The sequence below is a fragment of the Streptomyces sp. NPDC029139 genome (assembly GCF_055564335.1).
On record NZ_JBVHWN010000016.1, the window covers coordinates 82,687 to 97,730 of the forward strand.

Genomic DNA, 15,044 nt, shown 5'->3' on the forward strand with positions numbered 1-15,044 from the left:
CGTTGATGTCGTCAGATGACGCGGAGGATGCTCTTGCCTCGGGTCGCACCCTCGGCGAGGCGCTGCACGGCCGTGGCGAGATCCCCGAGGTCGTACTCGTCAGTGATGTCCACGCGGACCCGGCCGTCGGCGACGAGGCCGAGTGCGCGGCGGGCACTGTCGGCGAGCCGCTCAGGGCGGGTCTGACTGAGCAGGTTGCTGTTGTAGGTCAGGAGCGACTGCCGTGCATGAGCAGGTCGTTGACATCGGCCAGGACGGGTTCGTACGTGGCGAGGTTGCCGTATGCCACCAGTCGGCCGTGCGCTGCGAGCAGATCGAGGCTGGATCGGCGAGCCGAACTTCCGACCGGGTCGAGGATCACGTCGAACGCGCCTTCGCCGAGCGTGGCGGGGAATTCCTCGCGCAACAGGAGCTGGTCGTACCCGAACCGCGCGGCGTATGCGGCCCTGTCGGCAGTACCGACCACACCGACGATCCGGTCGGCTCCGGCCTGTCGGGCGAACTGGGCGGCGAGGGTGCCCACGGAGCCGGCGGCGGCGTGGATCAGCACGCGCTCGCCGGGCCGCACATGTGTGACGGTGTTGATCAGGTCGTAGGCGGTCGGTGCTCCCCACCCGAGACCTGCGGCTGTGCGCAGCGGCATGTCGCCGATGCCCGAGGTGAGGACATCGGACACCAGGACCACCTCGGCGTAGGCGCCTGAGGCGGTCAGCGCGGCGACGGCCTCACCGATCCGGCGGGCGTCGACGCCCGCGCCGACCGCGACGATGCGCCCGGCCGCCTCGAACCCCGGCACGAAGGGACGCGGTACGGGGAAGTGGCCGTCCCGGACCATGGTGTCGCCCCACTGGATCCCGGCATAGGCCACCCGGATCGCCACCTGGCCGGGGCCGGGGGTGGGTTCTTCGACGTCGGTGACCCGGTAGCGGTCGTCGGTGTCCAGCACGACAGCCTTCATGAGGGCTTCCGCCTGTGTTGACTCAGTATCCTTGCACTCGAAGACCCCGTCCGATACGGCAACTCCGGTCTCGGGCAATGCGCCACGGCTGCGCCACGCATCGCAGCGGCTGCCGCTCCACCGCTTGCGCAATGCTCGGGTCCCCCGGGGGCGGCGCCGCTACCTCCCGGTGCGCGCGGCAGGGTCGCAGCCCGGTGCCACCGGTTGCGTCAGCCGTCGCGACTGCTTCTCCGTGCGTACGGCTCGGGGCCGGACCAACCGCCTGTGTGCTTGGCCTGTTCACGGGCGTGGGCCGCGCCCGCTCGACGTAGATGTGTGACGTCTTTGCGGATGCGGCCCTCGCGCGGTGTCTGCGGTGAATCAGGAGTGGCTCCAGATGAGGCCGCCCTTTTCCTTGGTACTGCTGCCCTTCACCGTGACCGCCCACATCTGGATGGGCCGGCCCTCAGGTTCGATGTTGCCGCTGATCCAGCCGGTGCAGTAAGGGGCGTTGTGGCCACGGGTCGAGGCGATGCGGTCGATGGAGCCGTTCCGGTCGATGTCGAGCCATGCCTCGATTCCCCACCCGTCGGCCGTGGTGTCACAGGCGCGTATCGAGTCACCGGGTATTCCGTTGTAGGGGTCGGCGTTCCACTCGGCGTAGCCGCCCTCCGTGACGGCGCGTTGCGGGGCTGCTGTGGCGGTGCCCTGTGCGGCGAACATGAGAACAGCGGTGGTGGCGGCCACCGCAACGAGGCGGCCACGGGTCAGCTGGTGCATGGATCTCCCCTAGGAGTGCAGGGAGTGACCATTGTGATCAACTCCTGTCAGCGAAGATACGCCTGAGCAGGGTGGCTACGCTCAGGAACTGCCCTCGCACGCAACACCCGTAGCCGGCTCACCGACTCGAAGGAACAGCCCCGGCCCTTCGTCCGGACCAAGTCCGCCGCCGACGGCAATCTCGGCAAGTCGCCGCCCACTCCACCGAATCTCTGACGCAGGTCACCAGATCCTGTCTCCTGGATGTCGAGGGACGGGGCGCGGGTCGAATTCCTTACGCCCTTGCACATCCGCCCGACGACGTCCGCTCACGGCATGCCTGCCTCACTCACTGGGCCCACTGCACCGCATCTAAGATCGACCAGCTACAGAACGACCACAGAGGAGGGCGTGATGACTGGTCAGGTCGCCGCAGTGAGCCGCGACGAAATGTACAAGTTCAGCAAGTCCAACCGCGATTGCATCACGCTGCTCGCGGGGCTCGGAGTGGAAGGAGACGTTCACGCGGGCGAGACGATCCGTCACCAGTTCCGTATGACCTACGAGCCCGACCTGCCCAACCTCCGCCAGGTCCACCTGATGCACGAGGAACTTTTCGAGGAGCTCGCGCTCAAGGACTTCGAGGTCTCCGCTGGCCAACTCGGCGAGAACATCACCACACGCGGCGTCGACCTGTTGGGCCTGCCCACCGGCGCCCTGCTCCATCTCGGAGAGCAGGCGGTGCTCGAGGTGACGGGACTGCGCAACCCGTGCTCGAAGATCAACGACTTCCGCCAGGGACTGCTCGGCGAGGTCTTCGCCATGGACCCCGTGTCCGGCGAGTTCACCTTCAAGTGCGGCGTCATGGCTGTGGTCCGCCGTGGAGGGACCGTCCGCCCCGACGATTCGATCCAGGTCGAACTCCCGCCCCTTCCCCACCGCCCGCTGGAGCGGGTCTAGGTCCTGTTTCCGTGATCCTGGGCGTGCCCGAACCGCACCGCAGCCGGTGATGCCCGGCCGCCCTCGCCTCGGACCGTCGCTGCATGGATCATCCGCCGTCCAAACATCCTGACCGAGACCGACGCACCCACCCGAAGCTGTCGGCCGGGTCCGCCTCGGCGAGGTCCGCCACAGGGCGGATCGTGGCGGGGACCTCGCCGGGGCGGTCAGTCATGCTGCGTTCCTCATGCTGCAGTCAGTCAGCGGTTCAGACGCGGTTGGTCGCGTTCCGGCGGCGGAGGAAGAGCAGCCCGCCGCCCAGGATCAACAGGGCCGCGGCAGCGGCCGCGATCACGGTGACATTCCCGCCGCCCGTCTCGGCCAGGTCGTCGGCGGACGTCGGCGACGAAGACGGGGTGTCGGAGGCGGCCGGAGTCTCGGCCGGGGCGGAGCCGCTCGGCGTGGAGGCCTTGTCCGACGGCGAGGTCGAGGTCACCGGCGCGGTGCTGGGGGCCGTCGGGGCAGTCGTGTCGGGGGCGGGCTCCCGCGTGGGCGCGGCCGGTGTGGGCGCGCTCGGGGAAGGCGTGCTCTCGGCGGTGCAGTCGCGGCTGCCGCCGTTCCACCAGCTGATGTTCTTCTCCGCGATGACCGGCCGTGCCGGGCCCTCCGGCACCTCACCGTGCTCGAAGCCGTCGTTGGCATCGTGCAGCCCGTCGTACTTCACGTTGCCGCGGTACAGGTCCACCTGCGCGTAGCACCCAGCGTCGGGGACGGAGATGTCGAGGGATTCGCTCACGCCGCTCTTGACCGACGCGGCGTCGAAGTCGTGGAAGACCTGGAGCCCGGAGGTGTTCCACGTCGGACCGTGAGTGCGGTACGAAGCGAGGGAGACGGTGCAGCCGGCACTGCCCCGGGCGGGCCGGACCTGGATGTGCACCTTGCCGTCGACGCCCGGCTTGAGGGACAGGTCGTCCACCTTCACTGCCGCTGCCCAGGTCTTGCCGTCGAGAGAGAACTCGCACTCCCCGCTGGTGTCCTGCGCCGGTACCGTGCTCTCCGCCTTGTACGCCCCGGCGTTCCGCTTCTCCCAGCCGTCACCACCCGGCGTGTCCTGGGCCCAGGCACCGGAACCACCGGCGAGGGCCAGAGACACCGCGGCCACGCCGCCGACGACGGCGCGCCGCGCCACAACTACTGCAGACATTCGCAATTCCACTCTTGAGCAGCCGATCCATGCCCATGCCTTTCACAGGCACGAACAAGAACCGAGGGAAGGAGATAGTTAAACGATCACCCATTGGTCGCGTTGATCGTCAGGCAAACTGACACTCACGTCAATGCCCTGCACCTAACGGTGACGTCACGGGGATGCGGAGCACCGGCACGTTCACGTGGACACGGCTCCGGTGACTGGGCGCCACCACCACCAAGACCGGCGACACCGTGCTCCAGCTGAGCACCATCCACGGCGACGTGGCTCTGCAGCTCCCGCTGGCCACCTCCAAGGCACCGGTCGCACTGGACGCCGCCGAGCACGGCAACGCCCGCGCCGGCCAGGCGGCCGCTTCCTCTCCCATGACCCGGTCTATGGCGGTTCGACGAACGCGCCCGACCCGCTGAACCAGTACGACCTGGACGGCAGGTGGAGCTGTGGCTGGTGCAAGAAGGCCGGACGCTGGGCCCGGAAGAACAAGTGGAACATCGGGGCAGCGGCACTGACCTTCGCACCCGGCGGCCAGTTCATCGCGGCGACGCGCTCCGGCTATACGGCGTACCGGGCCTACCGCCTCGCCAAGACCGCGAAGTTCGCGAGCCGGGCACTGCGCTCGGGCCGGTGCGGCGGTCTGAGCTATCGGTACGGCAACATCAGCGTGGCGAACTACGGCCGCGCCGTGGTCTTCGCCGAGTCCGCCGTCTCCACCGTCGCCGCCATCGCGGGAGACCTCCTCGCCCACAGCACCGGACGACTCCTCGGCGACCGCCTACGCACCGGACGCCTCGGCCGCCGCGTGCCCGACCCGGCCTGACACTGAGCCGAAAACCTCATGGCCCGACGGGGCGGCCAGGCCGTCCTCCTCTCCCGCTTCGTCCCCGTCCTGGGCACCCCCCTCGCCGGAGCCGCACGACTGCCGTATCGCCACATCACCCTCTACAGCACCCTGGTAGCACCCGCGTAGACAGCAGCGGAAGCCGGCGCGGGATACGCGCCAGCCGACTCCATCGGACGCCTCCTCACCTTCGGCGGCCCCGCCCTCGCCCTCGCCGCACTGCCAGCAGCGGGGCTCCTCGTGATCCGCACCCAGGTCATGCGGCGCCGCCGCACCGCTAGTTACGCGCTTGAACACCCTGCGCCAGGAGACTCAAGCCACCGAGCTCGCCCCGCGCACTCCCCCCTCAGCGGTTTCCTTGAATGGAAAAGCTACGTTGCGTTCAATACCGCGGCAACATACTTGCTGCGTAACACTGCCATCAGTGCAGATGATTGCAGGGTGTTCAATGCAAGGGTTCAGCGCGTCACGCAATATTCCTCGACCAGCCTGTTGCAATGAATTGTGGGTGAACGTTATGCTGGGACCCTCGAACAGCACGAAGGAGACCGCGATGCCGGGAGGCAGGCTCACCCAGCCCGAACGCCAGCAGATCGCCCTGGGACTGGCCGACGGCCTCCCCTACGCACAGATCGCCAAACGCCTGGGCCGCCCCACCTCCACCATCACCCGCGAAGTGATGCGCAACGGAGGCCCCACCGCCTACCGCGCCGACCTCGCCCACCGCGCCACCGAACGCCGCGCCCACCGCCGTCGGAACACCACACCCCCCGGCGCGCCCACCCACCCCCAGCCCCATGGACGCGACAGCGAAGCCGTCAGCCAGTACGAAGAACTCTTCACCACCGTCATGACCGCGTCTGGCATGCCCAGAATGATGGCCCGCGTCCTGACCAGCATCACCCTCACCGACACCGGCAGCATGACCGCCTCCGAACTCGCTCACCACCTCCAAGTAAGCCCCGCGTCCATCTCCAAAGCCATCACCTACCTCGACAGCCAAGGCATGATCCGCCGCGAACAGGGCGAACGCCGCCGCGAGCGCTACGTCGTCGACGACGACATCTGGTACCAATCCATGATCGCCAGCGCCCGCTCCACCGCCCAACTCGTCGCCACCGCCCGCCAAGGCATCCCCATCCTCGGCCCCCACACCCCCACCGCCACCCGCCTCGAAAACATCGCCCGCTTCCTCGACCACGTCACCGAAAGCATCACCCGCGCCGCCGAGCAAGCCCGCGACATCCTCCACACCAAACCTCGCCCATAACCCCCAACATGAGTGGCCCGGTCAGGCACGCAGCCGAACGGCCGTGTCCGACGGAAGGGTCCCGTCACCCGGCGACAGCCCCACACACGCCAACGGCACCGGACTCCCGACACCCATCACGACCCGGATCCCTCCCGCCGGAGCGGGCGTGCATCGGTTCCTGGATCCGGTCCGGGGGAATGTCGACCTCGGGCAGACCCAGTTCCTCGCCCTGGTAGAGGTAGACCGAACCAGGCAGCGTGAGCAGAGCCGCCGCGCGGGCCCGGCGAGTGCCCCGCTCCAGGCTGGCCGCTCGGGAACCCGAAGCGCTTCTTGGCGAAGTCGAAACCGGTGTCCTCGCGGCCGTAGCGAGTCACGGTGTGCGTCACGTCGTGGTTGCACAGGACCCAGGTGGCCGGCGTCCGACCGGGGCGTGCTCGGCGAGGGTGTCGCCCATGGTCCGGCGCAGCCAGTCCGTCGTAGCCGCCGTCGACCAGCGGGGAGGCGTGCCAAGGGGTGAACCACAGGGCGTCGAAACCGCGTGCGGCCAGGTAGGGCAGCCTCGCCCGGACGCCCGCGAGGTCCCCGGTGCCGTCACCGTCGGCGAAACTGCGCGGATGCACCTGGTAGATGACGGCACTCGCCACCAGCCATCGGTGCGGGAGCTGTCAGGGGCTACCAGGAACGGTCCTTTCGGGCAGGTCGGGTCTTCGCCGCCGGCCCGGACAGCGGGGCGGCGGACGGACCAGCGGTGAAGGCTTGTGGGATTCGGGCGGGGGCGGGGATCGGTCAGCCCTTGAGGCCGCCGGCGGTCAGGCCGCTCATGATGTTGCGCTGGAAGATCAGGAAGAGCAGCAGCGTCGGCACGGAGGCGATCGTCAGCGCGGCCACGAGCAGTGCACCGGCACTCCGTTGGACAGTGAGTAGATCCCCACGTTGAGGGTCCGCTTCGCCGGGTCGGCCGTGAGCATCGGCCAGAGGAAGTCCTTCCAGACACCGACGACCGCGAAGATCGACACGACACCCAGGATAGGCCAGGAGATCGGGAGCGCGATCGACCGCAGGATCCGCACCGGCCCAGGCGCCGTCCATGGCGGCGGGCTGGGGAGCAGGTTGCGTTCGGCGAGGGGGAACGTCGAGCGCAGTGACGTACTGCGGGCACGACCAGGGCCAGGACGGTCGCCAGAATCATCAAGTCACCAGCATCAACGGCATCCGGCGACCCACATCGGGTGGACTGTCGCTCACATGTACGGCACTTCCGGCACGTGCCGAACCCGGTTTGCGGGGCAGGCGCGCACTGCTTCCCCACCCGCAGTCCACCATGCCCACACATCGCACCCGGAGGCAGGCCCCATGACCGTTGCCGAGAAGCACCCGAGAACCACCGACGCCGAGAAGGAGCCGAGGACCGCCGATGAGGAGTCGAGCGTGTACCTCCTCGAGGAGCCGACGGACCCGACGATCGTCGTCTACGGCGCGAACCGCCGACCGCTCGTCACCATCCACCTCTACACGAGCGAGCTGACGTACGGGCCCGGTTACAGCCCGGACGAGGCCGCGCGCGCGTTCTGGAGCGCGCTGACGTTCTGGAACACCCTCGGCCCGGTCACCGTCGACGACGCGCCGCATGCCGAGCGCCTGTCACTGCTGGCCGAGCAGTTGTGCCGCTCGTACACCTGCGGCGGCGTGGACCTGGCCGAGCTGGAGCGGAGCGATCCGGAGAAGGCGGAGGCGCACCGCACGGCCGCGAGGCACCTGTTGCCGTGGCTGAGGGAGGCCCCGGTCCGGGAGGTGAAGGCGGCGTTCGACCGCGGCTGGGAGAAGGGCAGAGCCGGCACGCACAGCCGCTCGGTGTGAGGTGCGGTGAGCATGGGCCGGGGTCAGTCACACCTGCCCCGAGCCCTTGCCCTCCCTCAGCGGCCATCGCGTCCCCGGTTCGGGCCGACAGCCCGGGCCCAGGCTGTGGCAGCGCGGCGGCATGGGGCAGACTCGATCACATGCCCGAGCAGCTTCCCGACGCAGCACCGAGCGATCCGATGGGCGCGTACGCGGTTCTCTATCCCGACGTGGTGCGGGCGGGTTCGTTGCGGAACGCACTGCAGGCCGCGGTGGATCGTGCGGGCTACCCCTTCGTGCTCGAGCTGACGTCCTCACCGGGCTGGCGTCACGTGGCAGCGCGCATGGTGGTCGAGGGCCGCTCGGCGCGGGTTCTGATGGCACAGCGGGAGCGCTGCTTCATCGTGGACTGCTGGGCCGGTGGGGTCCGCATGGCCTCGGGCGAGACCGGCGCCATGTCCGACGTCGTCGGCGCGGTGAATCACTGGTCGCGCGGGCCACTGGTATGCGAGCTCGTGGAGCAGTGGCCCTTCCTGCGCACCTGGGAACTGGCTGAGGCCCACGAGCGGGGGGAGGCGGTGCCGGTTCGGTGGCGCCAACTGCGTGACGCCGCCGTCCGGACTCAGGACACAGGGCTCCACGAACTGCTCGAGGCCGCTGCCGCGCAACCGCGGCTTCGAGCTCTGTCACCGGGGCGGAGCCTGAACTGGCTCACCTTCAGCCGTCGGGCGACGCCGCCCATCTGTCAAGACCTGCCGCGGGTCACCTCGGTCGGCGGCGGCCGCTACCGTGTGCGGTTCGCCGACGGCCGGCTGCAGGAGGTGGACAGTGCGGTGGAGGCCGTCTCCCTGATCCTCGACGGCCTTCCTGGCGACGCTGCTCCTGACTGCCCCTGACCACCCCTGACCACGAGGGTGCCGCCACCGCCCCTGACCACGAGAGTGCCGCCGCCGGGAATCACAGGCCCGCTCACCGCCTGCACGCCGGTATTCCTGACGGAGTCCTCCCGCGAACGCTGCCGGCCTGCGCGGCACCGTCCGGCGGCGCGGGGCCCGGCCGGCGCGGGCGGGCACACATGGGGGCGGGCGCGGCACGGACGCGGGCGCGAAAACTCGGCGCACGCCTCTTGACCAGCCGTACCTACTGATCAGTACGCTCAGCCCACCCCTCGACGACTCCGGTGTCCCACCCCGGAGGCCGCGCAAGCCGGCAGCTCGGCACGCCCACCTGCCGCCGCACCCCTCCCGTACCCCGGGAGCCCCCCACGCGCTCTCCCCACCCCATCGCGCCACGTCCGTTCTGCTCCATGTCCCCGCCTCACCCTTGGAGAACCACATGAAGAGATCCGTCGTGACCGCAGCCGCCGCCGCAGTCGGCGCCCTTCTCGCCGTGCAGGCGCCGAATCTCGCCCAGGCATCGAACGGCCCGCTCTTCGACTCCGGCAGCAACCCCATTCTCTTCGTGCACGGCTACAACGGGAACGCCGGCAACTGGAACACCATGGCCGACCGGTTCAGGGCCGACGGCTGGCCGGCTTCCCACCTGCGCCAATGGAACTACGACTCGCGCCAGTCGAACACCGTCACCGCCCAGGAGCTCTCCGCCGAGGTCGATCGCCTGCTCTCGGAAACGGGCGCGACCCAGGTCGACATCGTCAGCCACTCCATGGGCGGGCTCTCCTCCCGTTCCTACCTCAAGAACCTCGGAGGAACCGCCAAGGTCGACGCATGGGTGTCGCTCGGTGGCCCGAACCACGGAACCGACACCGCCAACAGCTGCTTCGACACCTCCTGCACCGAGATGCGCGTGGGCTCCAGCTTCCTCACCGCCCTCAACTCCGGCGATGAGACCCCTGGTTCGTCCCGGTACGCGACCTGGTGGTCGCCCTGCGACACGGTGATCAACCCGGACAGCTCCGTATCGCTGTCCGGCGCGGTCAACAGCCGGACGGCCTGCCTCAGCCATAACGGCCTGCTCACCGACGCGACGGTGTACGCCCAGACCCGGGACATGATCAACCGCTGACCCGCCCGCCGGCCGCCTCTCGGCACGAAGCGCTCCGCGAAGCCGAAGCGGCTCGGGCGGCTCGGGCGGCTCGGGCGGCTCGGGCGGCTCGGGCGGACGACGCCCCGCGTGCTTGCCCTACGGCGTCACGTCGCCATGTGCCGAGTGGTCACCTGGCATAGGCGGAGCGACAGAGTTGTGCGATCGAGGGCGAGACCACGCTGTCGGCCGCTGCGCAGATCCGCTTCATGTCGTACGGCGCCGTGGGGACGGCCGCCGGCTGCCGCGGGGCGGAGGGCTTCTTCTTGCGCACCGTCGTCGCCTTAGGACGCGGGGCCGGCTGCTGGAGGCGGGCACGGGGCGGCCTGCGCTGTACGGCGGGGCGGGGCGGGGTCGTCCTGGCCCTGCCGCTCGGCACGACGACGGGCGTGGTGGGATCGGTGGAGGCGAGTTCCTCGCGGGCCGGGGGCTCGGTCGGCGGAGCGGCCAGGGGCGAAGGCGAGCGGGCCTCCGCCGGTACCCACTGGGCTTGCTGCGGCGGCCGGTGGGAATCGACCGACACACAGCCGCTGACGGCGAGCAGGGCGGCGAGGGCAAGAGGCATGATCCAGCGCACCGGCCAAGCTTTCCGCACCGGCGCCGGCTCCCGGCCCGCGCCGGCCCCGGGTTCACCATCACGAGCTACTGCCTCAGGCCGGTCCATGGGCTATGGAGCCGGCGCCGGTGGACCGGCTCCGGGACTCCGCACGCACCGGTCGGTCCTGGAAGCCCCATCGGTGCGGGGCAGGTATGCGCAGGTGGTCGGGGGCGGCGTCGCCGAAGGGGGCCGATGCCGGCTCGGCTAGTCTCGGCGCCGCTCCCGTTCGCTCTGCGATCCGGGCAGCGGCCACAAGTCGTCAACGGGGAGGCACCGCCGCATGAATACGCCCTCATCGCCGCTCGGAGCGGAGCCCAGCGACGCATCAGCCGTCCGGGTCGGCGCTCTCGTGCCGCTCACTCCGCCCGGCTGGGTCGAGGCGGGGCAGCATCTGCTCGCCGGGCTCGAGCTGGCCGTGCGTGACGTCAATGACGGCGGTGGGATCGGCGGAAGGTCGCTCGAGCTCGTGATCCGGGACACCGCGGCCGATCCGGAGAGGGCCGCGGCGGCGGTCGACGAGTTGGCACGTCTGGGCGTGGTCGCCCTGGTGGGCGAGTATCACAGCGTCGTCGCTCGCGCCGCCGCCGGCAGGGCCGACGCCCTCGGTCTGCCGTTCCTCTGCTCGTCGGCGGTCCTCGACGCGCTCACCGAACAGCCGACGGAATGGGTCGCGCGCATCGCCCCGGCCCAGTCGCGGGGTTGGCGGATCTACGGGGACTTCCTCCTCGGAGCGGGCCACACGCGCATCGCCGTAGCGGCCGATCCGAGTGTCTACTGGGCAGCCGGCGCCCGCGTACTGCGGGACCACCTCGCCCCGCGCGGCGGCACCGTCGTCGAACTCGACATGCGCGCGTTCACCTCCACGGCGGTGTGCGACGCACTCGTCGACAGTGGCGCGACGGCCCTCCTTCTTCTGGTCGGTCATCCGGAACCGGCCGTGTCGATCGTCACGGCCGTCCGCCACGACCGGCGGCTCGGCGAGATCCTGATCGGTGCTCCGGCGGGGCAGCCGGAGTTCGCCGCATGGGCCGCGTCGCTGGGCGAGGACGGCGCAGCGATCCCGTTCCTGCGGTATCTGCCCGAGCGCCTCGGCCCACTCGGTGCGCGGGTGGAGGCGGCCGTGCGCGAGCGGCTGGCCGAGGCGCCTTCCTTCGTCGCCTTCGAAGGTTACGACGCGATCACCGTCGTCGCCGACGCACTGCGTTCTCATGGCGTGGACCGGGCGAGCGTCGCCGAAGCCTGGCCGCACATCGCGGTCGAAGGCACCCGCGGGCGGATCCGGTTCACCCGCACACCAGGCATCAGCGTGTGGCAATGGGCGTGGCCGCCGATCCACGTCGTCGATCGCGATCCGGCGGCACCCGGTCGCTTCCGGATCCTCCACGCCGAGTGAGAGAGCGGCGTAGGGGGTTCGCGTGGTGCTGACGTGGTCACCGGTCCACGTGGAGCCAGGTGGTGGCAACACCAGGATCGACACACCCTCCCGTCTCGCTTCCCGCCTTGCCAGAGTGGCTGCCATGAACCGACGCACCACTCTGATCACCGGCGCGACCCAGGGCATGGGCCGGGCTCTCGCACTCGACCTGGCCTCGCGCGGCGGCACCGTCCTGTTGCACGGGCGGGACAGCGCCCGGCTGGAGGCCGTGGCCGCCGAGGCTCGGGCCGCCGCACCCGACACCGCCGTGCGTACGTACCTGGCCGACCTGTCGGACCTGGACCAGGTGCGTGCGATGGCCGAGCGGATCCGCGCGGAGGAGCCGTACCTCGACGGCCTCGTCAACAACGCGGTGGCGGGCGGCGGCGCCGAACCGCTGACCCGTGAGCTGAGCCGCCAGGGCCATGAGCTGCGTTTCGCCGTGAACCATCTCGCACCCTACGCCCTCACGCGCGGTCTGCTGCCTCTGCTCGCCGCTTCGGCTCCCGCCCGAGTGATCAACGTCGCGTCGATCGGACAGGAGACCATCGACTTCGACGACGTCATGCTGGAGCGGGACTACGAGGGCCTGCGCGCGTACTGCAGAAGCAAGCTGGCGATGATCATGGCGACCTTCGAGCTGGCCTCGGAACTGGACGGCACCGGCGTCACGGTCAACACCCTCCATCCGGCCCACCTGATGGACACCGACGGCGTCCGGGCGTACGGCCTCACCCCCCTCACCACCACGGACGAGGGCGTCCGGCCGACCGTGCGCCTGCTGCTCGATCCGGAACTCGCCACGACGACCGGTCGCTACTTCGACCGGTTCACGGATGTGCGGGCGCACGAGCAGGCGTACGACGCCGAGGCCCGCGCGCGTCTGATGAAGCTGACACACCGTCTGGTCGGGTGACGGCTCCTCCGCCGTCCCGGCGTCGCTCCCCCTTCCGGCGTCACTCACGCCCGACTCGGCGTCACTCTCCTCCGACGGGGGATCGCTTCGGTCCGGCGCGCGTCAGGACGGGCGTCGGAGCCAGGAGTCGAGTGCCGCGTAGTCGTCATCGGTGAGGCCGAGCCGCGGGTCGACCCGGTGGAGCAGGGCGGGTCCTCGGTGGTGGGCGGCGACCCAGGCGCGATCGGTGTCGGTGATCTCGTCGTCGACCCAGGCGAAGGGTCGTCCGGCCGCCCATGTGACGAGGGCCCGGGTCTTCCAGTGCACTCCGTCGCGCGCGTCCCGGTCGTCGAGGTCCGAGGGGTCCGGCCAGGCCACCACGGGCAGGGGCGGGAGACCGATCAAGGGAGCGATGCACTCGTTGGCGTCTTCCAGCCATGTCGTGGCCCAGACCACCTCGCACGGGAGCGCTGCCAGCCGGGAACCGTGCCGGGGGTTGATCCTTGTCAGGAGCGGATGCGCGTCGGCGCCCGGCAGGTCACGGGCTGTCGGGTGGGTCGGGTACTGCTGTGGCGCTCCGCCGAACGGGATGAGAGGTCCGTCGACGTCGAGGAACAGCAGCGGTCGCTGGGGGTGATCGGTCACCGCTGCACCCTAGGTGGGGCGCCGAAGCCGTCGCGCATGTGGCTCAGCCGGTCGTGGCCGTGCGTGCCGTCAGCTCCGCCCGTCGCAGTGCCCTGGTCATGGCCGGAAGGTCCGGAGTGCTTCCGTCGCGGGGGGCGGCGTGGGACTCCAGCAGCTCCGGCGTCAGCCGGTACGCCTCCGCGTGCTCCATGAGGATGCCGGCGGGCCCGTCGCCCGGGACGTGGTCGGCCAGCAGCCCCAAAGCCTGCCGCCGGTCGGTGAAGCGGCTCATCCCGCAGTCGAGGCCGTCGTCGTCGAGGTCGTCGGGGTACGGCGCGCGGGCCCAGGCGCCGTTCTCGTACCAGTAGACGCAGCCCAGTTCGTTGCCCGCGAGCCTGTCGCGCAGTTCCTCGTACGGGAGCCAGTCCGGGCCGCCCGCGAGCATGTCGACCGGCGGCTCATGCCACTTGACGGCACTCGACTCGTCCTCGCCGTACAGGACGTACCGGTCGGCACCGATCCGGGAGAACGTCCACCAGGTGCAGCCGCAGTCGTCGAGGTGGAGTCCCTCGTCGTCGATCCAGCAACCCGTCCGGTAGCCCTTGCCCTCCTCGTCCGCGGTGGTCGCCTCCAGGACGGCGACAAGGGCCCAGCGCGCCCACAGCACCTCGGGGGACGGCAAGTCCCCCGGCAGTCCCGGCCTTTGCATCGCCATCTGTTCTCCGGTTCGTCGGTCACGCGCACGAGCAGGCGTACGAAGGACGACCGTATCGTGCGTCAAGGACAGCCCGGCGGCCGGGACGCGACGGCGCCCGGGCCGTGGCCCGGTGCCGGCGAGGTTCCTGACATGGGGCGAGCAATCGCCGGGCGCGGCGTTCACGACGGCCCGGCGCGGACATGGCGGGAGAGAACGAAAAAGGCCCGCTGCCGCATACGGGGGAGATGCGGCAGCGAGCCTTCGTGGACAACCATAGCGGTTGATGATTCAACTGGAAAATGCGGTTCCGGTGGGTAGCCGCCTGGACACGCTCCGGTCGGATTCTGGTGGCGGCGGAGCCGTGAAGGTGACCTCCGAGGCGGGAGTGGTGACGTCCGCCTCCCTGCTCAGCGCCCACGCCGCGACCCGCGAGACGGTGTCCGCCGGGACCGGGGCGCTGATGCCGGGTGCCGCCGGGATGTCGTGCGTCGCGTGGGCGTCGTGCGGAAGGACGACGCGGTAGCCCCGGGCAAGGGCCGTGCGGGCCGTCGCCTGGACGCACATCTCCGACATCAGGCCGCAGACCGCGACGGTCCGCACCCCTCTCTCGGTCAACAGGCTTCCGAGCGTGGTTCCTTCGAAGCCGTCGTCCCTGAGCTTGCGGATCACGACCTCCGTGGGGCCGGGGTCGACCGGATGGTGGAGGGCCCAGCCCGGCGTGTGGGGCTCGTCGTCCGCCCCTGCCGGCCCGTCGTTCTGCACGTGGACGACGAGCGCGCCGCTCCGCCGGGCCCGCGCGATCAGGTCGGCCGTCCGGTCAAGGAGCCGGTCGGCCCGAGGCACGGCCGTGTCGCCGGAGACGAAGGCCGACTGCACGTCGACGACGAGCAGTGCCTCCACGGGATGCGCATGAGTGATCACGCCGTCATCATCGCCGTCGATGCCGTTCGGCTCCACGGAGATTCCCGAGAGGCTTCCCCGCGGCTCCGCCCCCAGGGGCCG

16 protein-coding genes and 4 pseudogenes are annotated in these 15,044 nt (G+C 70.3%); 9 read left to right on the forward strand and 11 right to left on the reverse strand.

What is annotated here, in order from left to right; all coding sequences use genetic code 11:
* Positions 1-11: 11 nt before the first annotated feature.
* From ACZ4VW_RS28335 to ACZ4VW_RS28345, 3 genes are all read right to left on the reverse strand, one after another.
* A complete protein-coding gene (locus ACZ4VW_RS28335) occupies positions 12-326 on the reverse strand; it encodes a zinc-binding dehydrogenase (protein WP_467967367.1) in 315 nt (104 codons plus the stop codon).
* Positions 209-958 (reverse strand): quinone oxidoreductase family protein, encoded by a 750-nt coding sequence (locus tag ACZ4VW_RS28340; RefSeq protein WP_467967232.1) that lies wholly within the window; start codon positions 956-958, stop codon positions 209-211. Before ACZ4VW_RS28340 ends, ACZ4VW_RS28335 begins: the two co-directional genes overlap by 118 nt.
* A 360-nt stretch (positions 959-1,318) precedes the next feature.
* Positions 1,319-1,717 (reverse strand): hypothetical protein, encoded by a 399-nt coding sequence (locus tag ACZ4VW_RS28345; RefSeq protein ID WP_467967234.1) that lies wholly within the window; start codon positions 1,715-1,717, stop codon positions 1,319-1,321.
* Between the two features lie 393 nt (positions 1,718-2,110).
* On the opposite strand from ACZ4VW_RS28345, the gene ACZ4VW_RS28350 reads away from it, so the two are divergent.
* Entirely contained in the window at positions 2,111-2,656 is a 546-nt protein-coding gene (locus ACZ4VW_RS28350; RefSeq protein WP_467967236.1) for an MOSC domain-containing protein, read from the forward strand.
* A 247-nt stretch (positions 2,657-2,903) separates the two neighbouring features.
* Here the strand turns inward: ACZ4VW_RS28350 and ACZ4VW_RS28355 are convergent, their stop codons facing one another.
* The gene (locus ACZ4VW_RS28355) at positions 2,904-3,839 is read right to left on the reverse strand and encodes an LAETG motif-containing sortase-dependent surface protein (RefSeq protein ID WP_467967238.1); all 936 of its coding nucleotides are present in this window, start codon (positions 3,837-3,839) and stop codon (positions 2,904-2,906) included.
* Between the two features lie 206 nt (positions 3,840-4,045).
* On the opposite strand from ACZ4VW_RS28355, the pseudogene ACZ4VW_RS28360 reads away from it, so the two are divergent.
* The 3 genes and pseudogenes from ACZ4VW_RS28360 to ACZ4VW_RS28370 all read left to right on the forward strand — a co-directional run.
* Positions 4,046-4,662: pseudogene (locus tag ACZ4VW_RS28360) on the forward strand (hypothetical protein); the annotation flags it as partial.
* Between the two features lie 18 nt (positions 4,663-4,680).
* On the forward strand, positions 4,681-4,812 hold the full coding sequence (locus tag ACZ4VW_RS28365; RefSeq protein ID WP_467967240.1) for a hypothetical protein: 132 nt from the start codon (positions 4,681-4,683) through the stop codon (positions 4,810-4,812).
* A 424-nt stretch (positions 4,813-5,236) separates the two neighbouring features.
* Positions 5,237-5,953, forward strand: coding sequence for a GbsR/MarR family transcriptional regulator (locus ACZ4VW_RS28370; RefSeq protein ID WP_467967242.1), 717 nt, complete (start codon positions 5,237-5,239; stop codon positions 5,951-5,953).
* Positions 5,954-6,059: 106 nt separating this feature from the next.
* Here the strand turns inward: ACZ4VW_RS28370 and ACZ4VW_RS28375 are convergent.
* From ACZ4VW_RS28375 to ACZ4VW_RS28385, 3 pseudogenes are all read right to left on the reverse strand, one after another.
* Positions 6,060-6,401 (reverse strand): annotated as a pseudogene (locus ACZ4VW_RS28375) (alpha-amylase family glycosyl hydrolase); the annotation flags it as partial.
* A gap of 67 nt (positions 6,402-6,468) precedes the next feature.
* Positions 6,469-6,579: pseudogene (locus ACZ4VW_RS28380) on the reverse strand (hypothetical protein); the annotation flags it as partial.
* A 142-nt stretch (positions 6,580-6,721) separates the two neighbouring features.
* Positions 6,722-7,090, reverse strand: a pseudogene (locus ACZ4VW_RS28385) (carbohydrate ABC transporter permease); the annotation flags it as partial.
* A 198-nt stretch (positions 7,091-7,288) separates the two neighbouring features.
* On the opposite strand from ACZ4VW_RS28385, the gene ACZ4VW_RS28390 reads away from it, so the two are divergent.
* The 3 genes from ACZ4VW_RS28390 to ACZ4VW_RS28400 all read left to right on the forward strand — a co-directional run bounded on the left by ACZ4VW_RS28390 (position 7,289) and on the right by ACZ4VW_RS28400 (position 9,796).
* Positions 7,289-7,792: a hypothetical protein gene (locus ACZ4VW_RS28390; protein ID WP_467967244.1), complete on the forward strand. Its 504-nt coding sequence runs from the start codon at positions 7,289-7,291 to the stop codon at positions 7,790-7,792.
* Between the two features lie 140 nt (positions 7,793-7,932).
* Entirely contained in the window at positions 7,933-8,667 is a 735-nt protein-coding gene (locus ACZ4VW_RS28395) for a DUF6193 family natural product biosynthesis protein (RefSeq protein WP_467967246.1), read from the forward strand.
* Positions 8,668-9,106: 439 nt separating this feature from the next.
* Positions 9,107-9,796 (forward strand): esterase/lipase family protein, encoded by a 690-nt coding sequence (locus ACZ4VW_RS28400; RefSeq protein WP_467967248.1) that lies wholly within the window; start codon positions 9,107-9,109, stop codon positions 9,794-9,796.
* 148 nt (positions 9,797-9,944) lie between these two features.
* On the opposite strand, the gene ACZ4VW_RS28405 is transcribed toward ACZ4VW_RS28400, so the two are convergent.
* Positions 9,945-10,379: a hypothetical protein gene (locus tag ACZ4VW_RS28405; RefSeq protein WP_467967250.1), complete on the reverse strand. Its 435-nt coding sequence runs from the start codon at positions 10,377-10,379 to the stop codon at positions 9,945-9,947.
* A 313-nt stretch (positions 10,380-10,692) separates the two neighbouring features.
* Between ACZ4VW_RS28405 and ACZ4VW_RS28410 the strand changes: the two genes are divergently transcribed.
* Together ACZ4VW_RS28410 and ACZ4VW_RS28415 are read left to right on the forward strand one after the other, a co-directional pair.
* Positions 10,693-11,805: an ABC transporter substrate-binding protein gene (locus tag ACZ4VW_RS28410; RefSeq protein ID WP_467967252.1), complete on the forward strand. Its 1,113-nt coding sequence runs from the start codon at positions 10,693-10,695 to the stop codon at positions 11,803-11,805.
* A gap of 124 nt (positions 11,806-11,929) precedes the next feature.
* Positions 11,930-12,742 (forward strand): SDR family NAD(P)-dependent oxidoreductase, encoded by an 813-nt coding sequence (locus ACZ4VW_RS28415; protein WP_467967254.1) that lies wholly within the window; start codon positions 11,930-11,932, stop codon positions 12,740-12,742.
* A 102-nt stretch (positions 12,743-12,844) separates the two neighbouring features.
* On the opposite strand, the gene ACZ4VW_RS28420 is transcribed toward ACZ4VW_RS28415, so the two are convergent.
* From ACZ4VW_RS28420 to ACZ4VW_RS28430, 3 genes are all read right to left on the reverse strand, one after another.
* Complete coding sequence (locus tag ACZ4VW_RS28420) at positions 12,845-13,366, reverse strand: HAD domain-containing protein (protein WP_467967256.1); 522 nt, start codon at positions 13,364-13,366, stop codon at positions 12,845-12,847.
* 43 nt (positions 13,367-13,409) lie between these two features.
* On the reverse strand, positions 13,410-14,060 hold the full coding sequence (locus ACZ4VW_RS28425) for a hypothetical protein (protein WP_467967258.1): 651 nt from the start codon (positions 14,058-14,060) through the stop codon (positions 13,410-13,412).
* Between the two features lie 270 nt (positions 14,061-14,330).
* On the reverse strand, positions 14,331-14,963 hold the full coding sequence (locus ACZ4VW_RS28430; RefSeq protein WP_467967260.1) for a cysteine hydrolase family protein: 633 nt from the start codon (positions 14,961-14,963) through the stop codon (positions 14,331-14,333).
* Between the last annotated feature and the right edge of the window lie 81 nt (positions 14,964-15,044).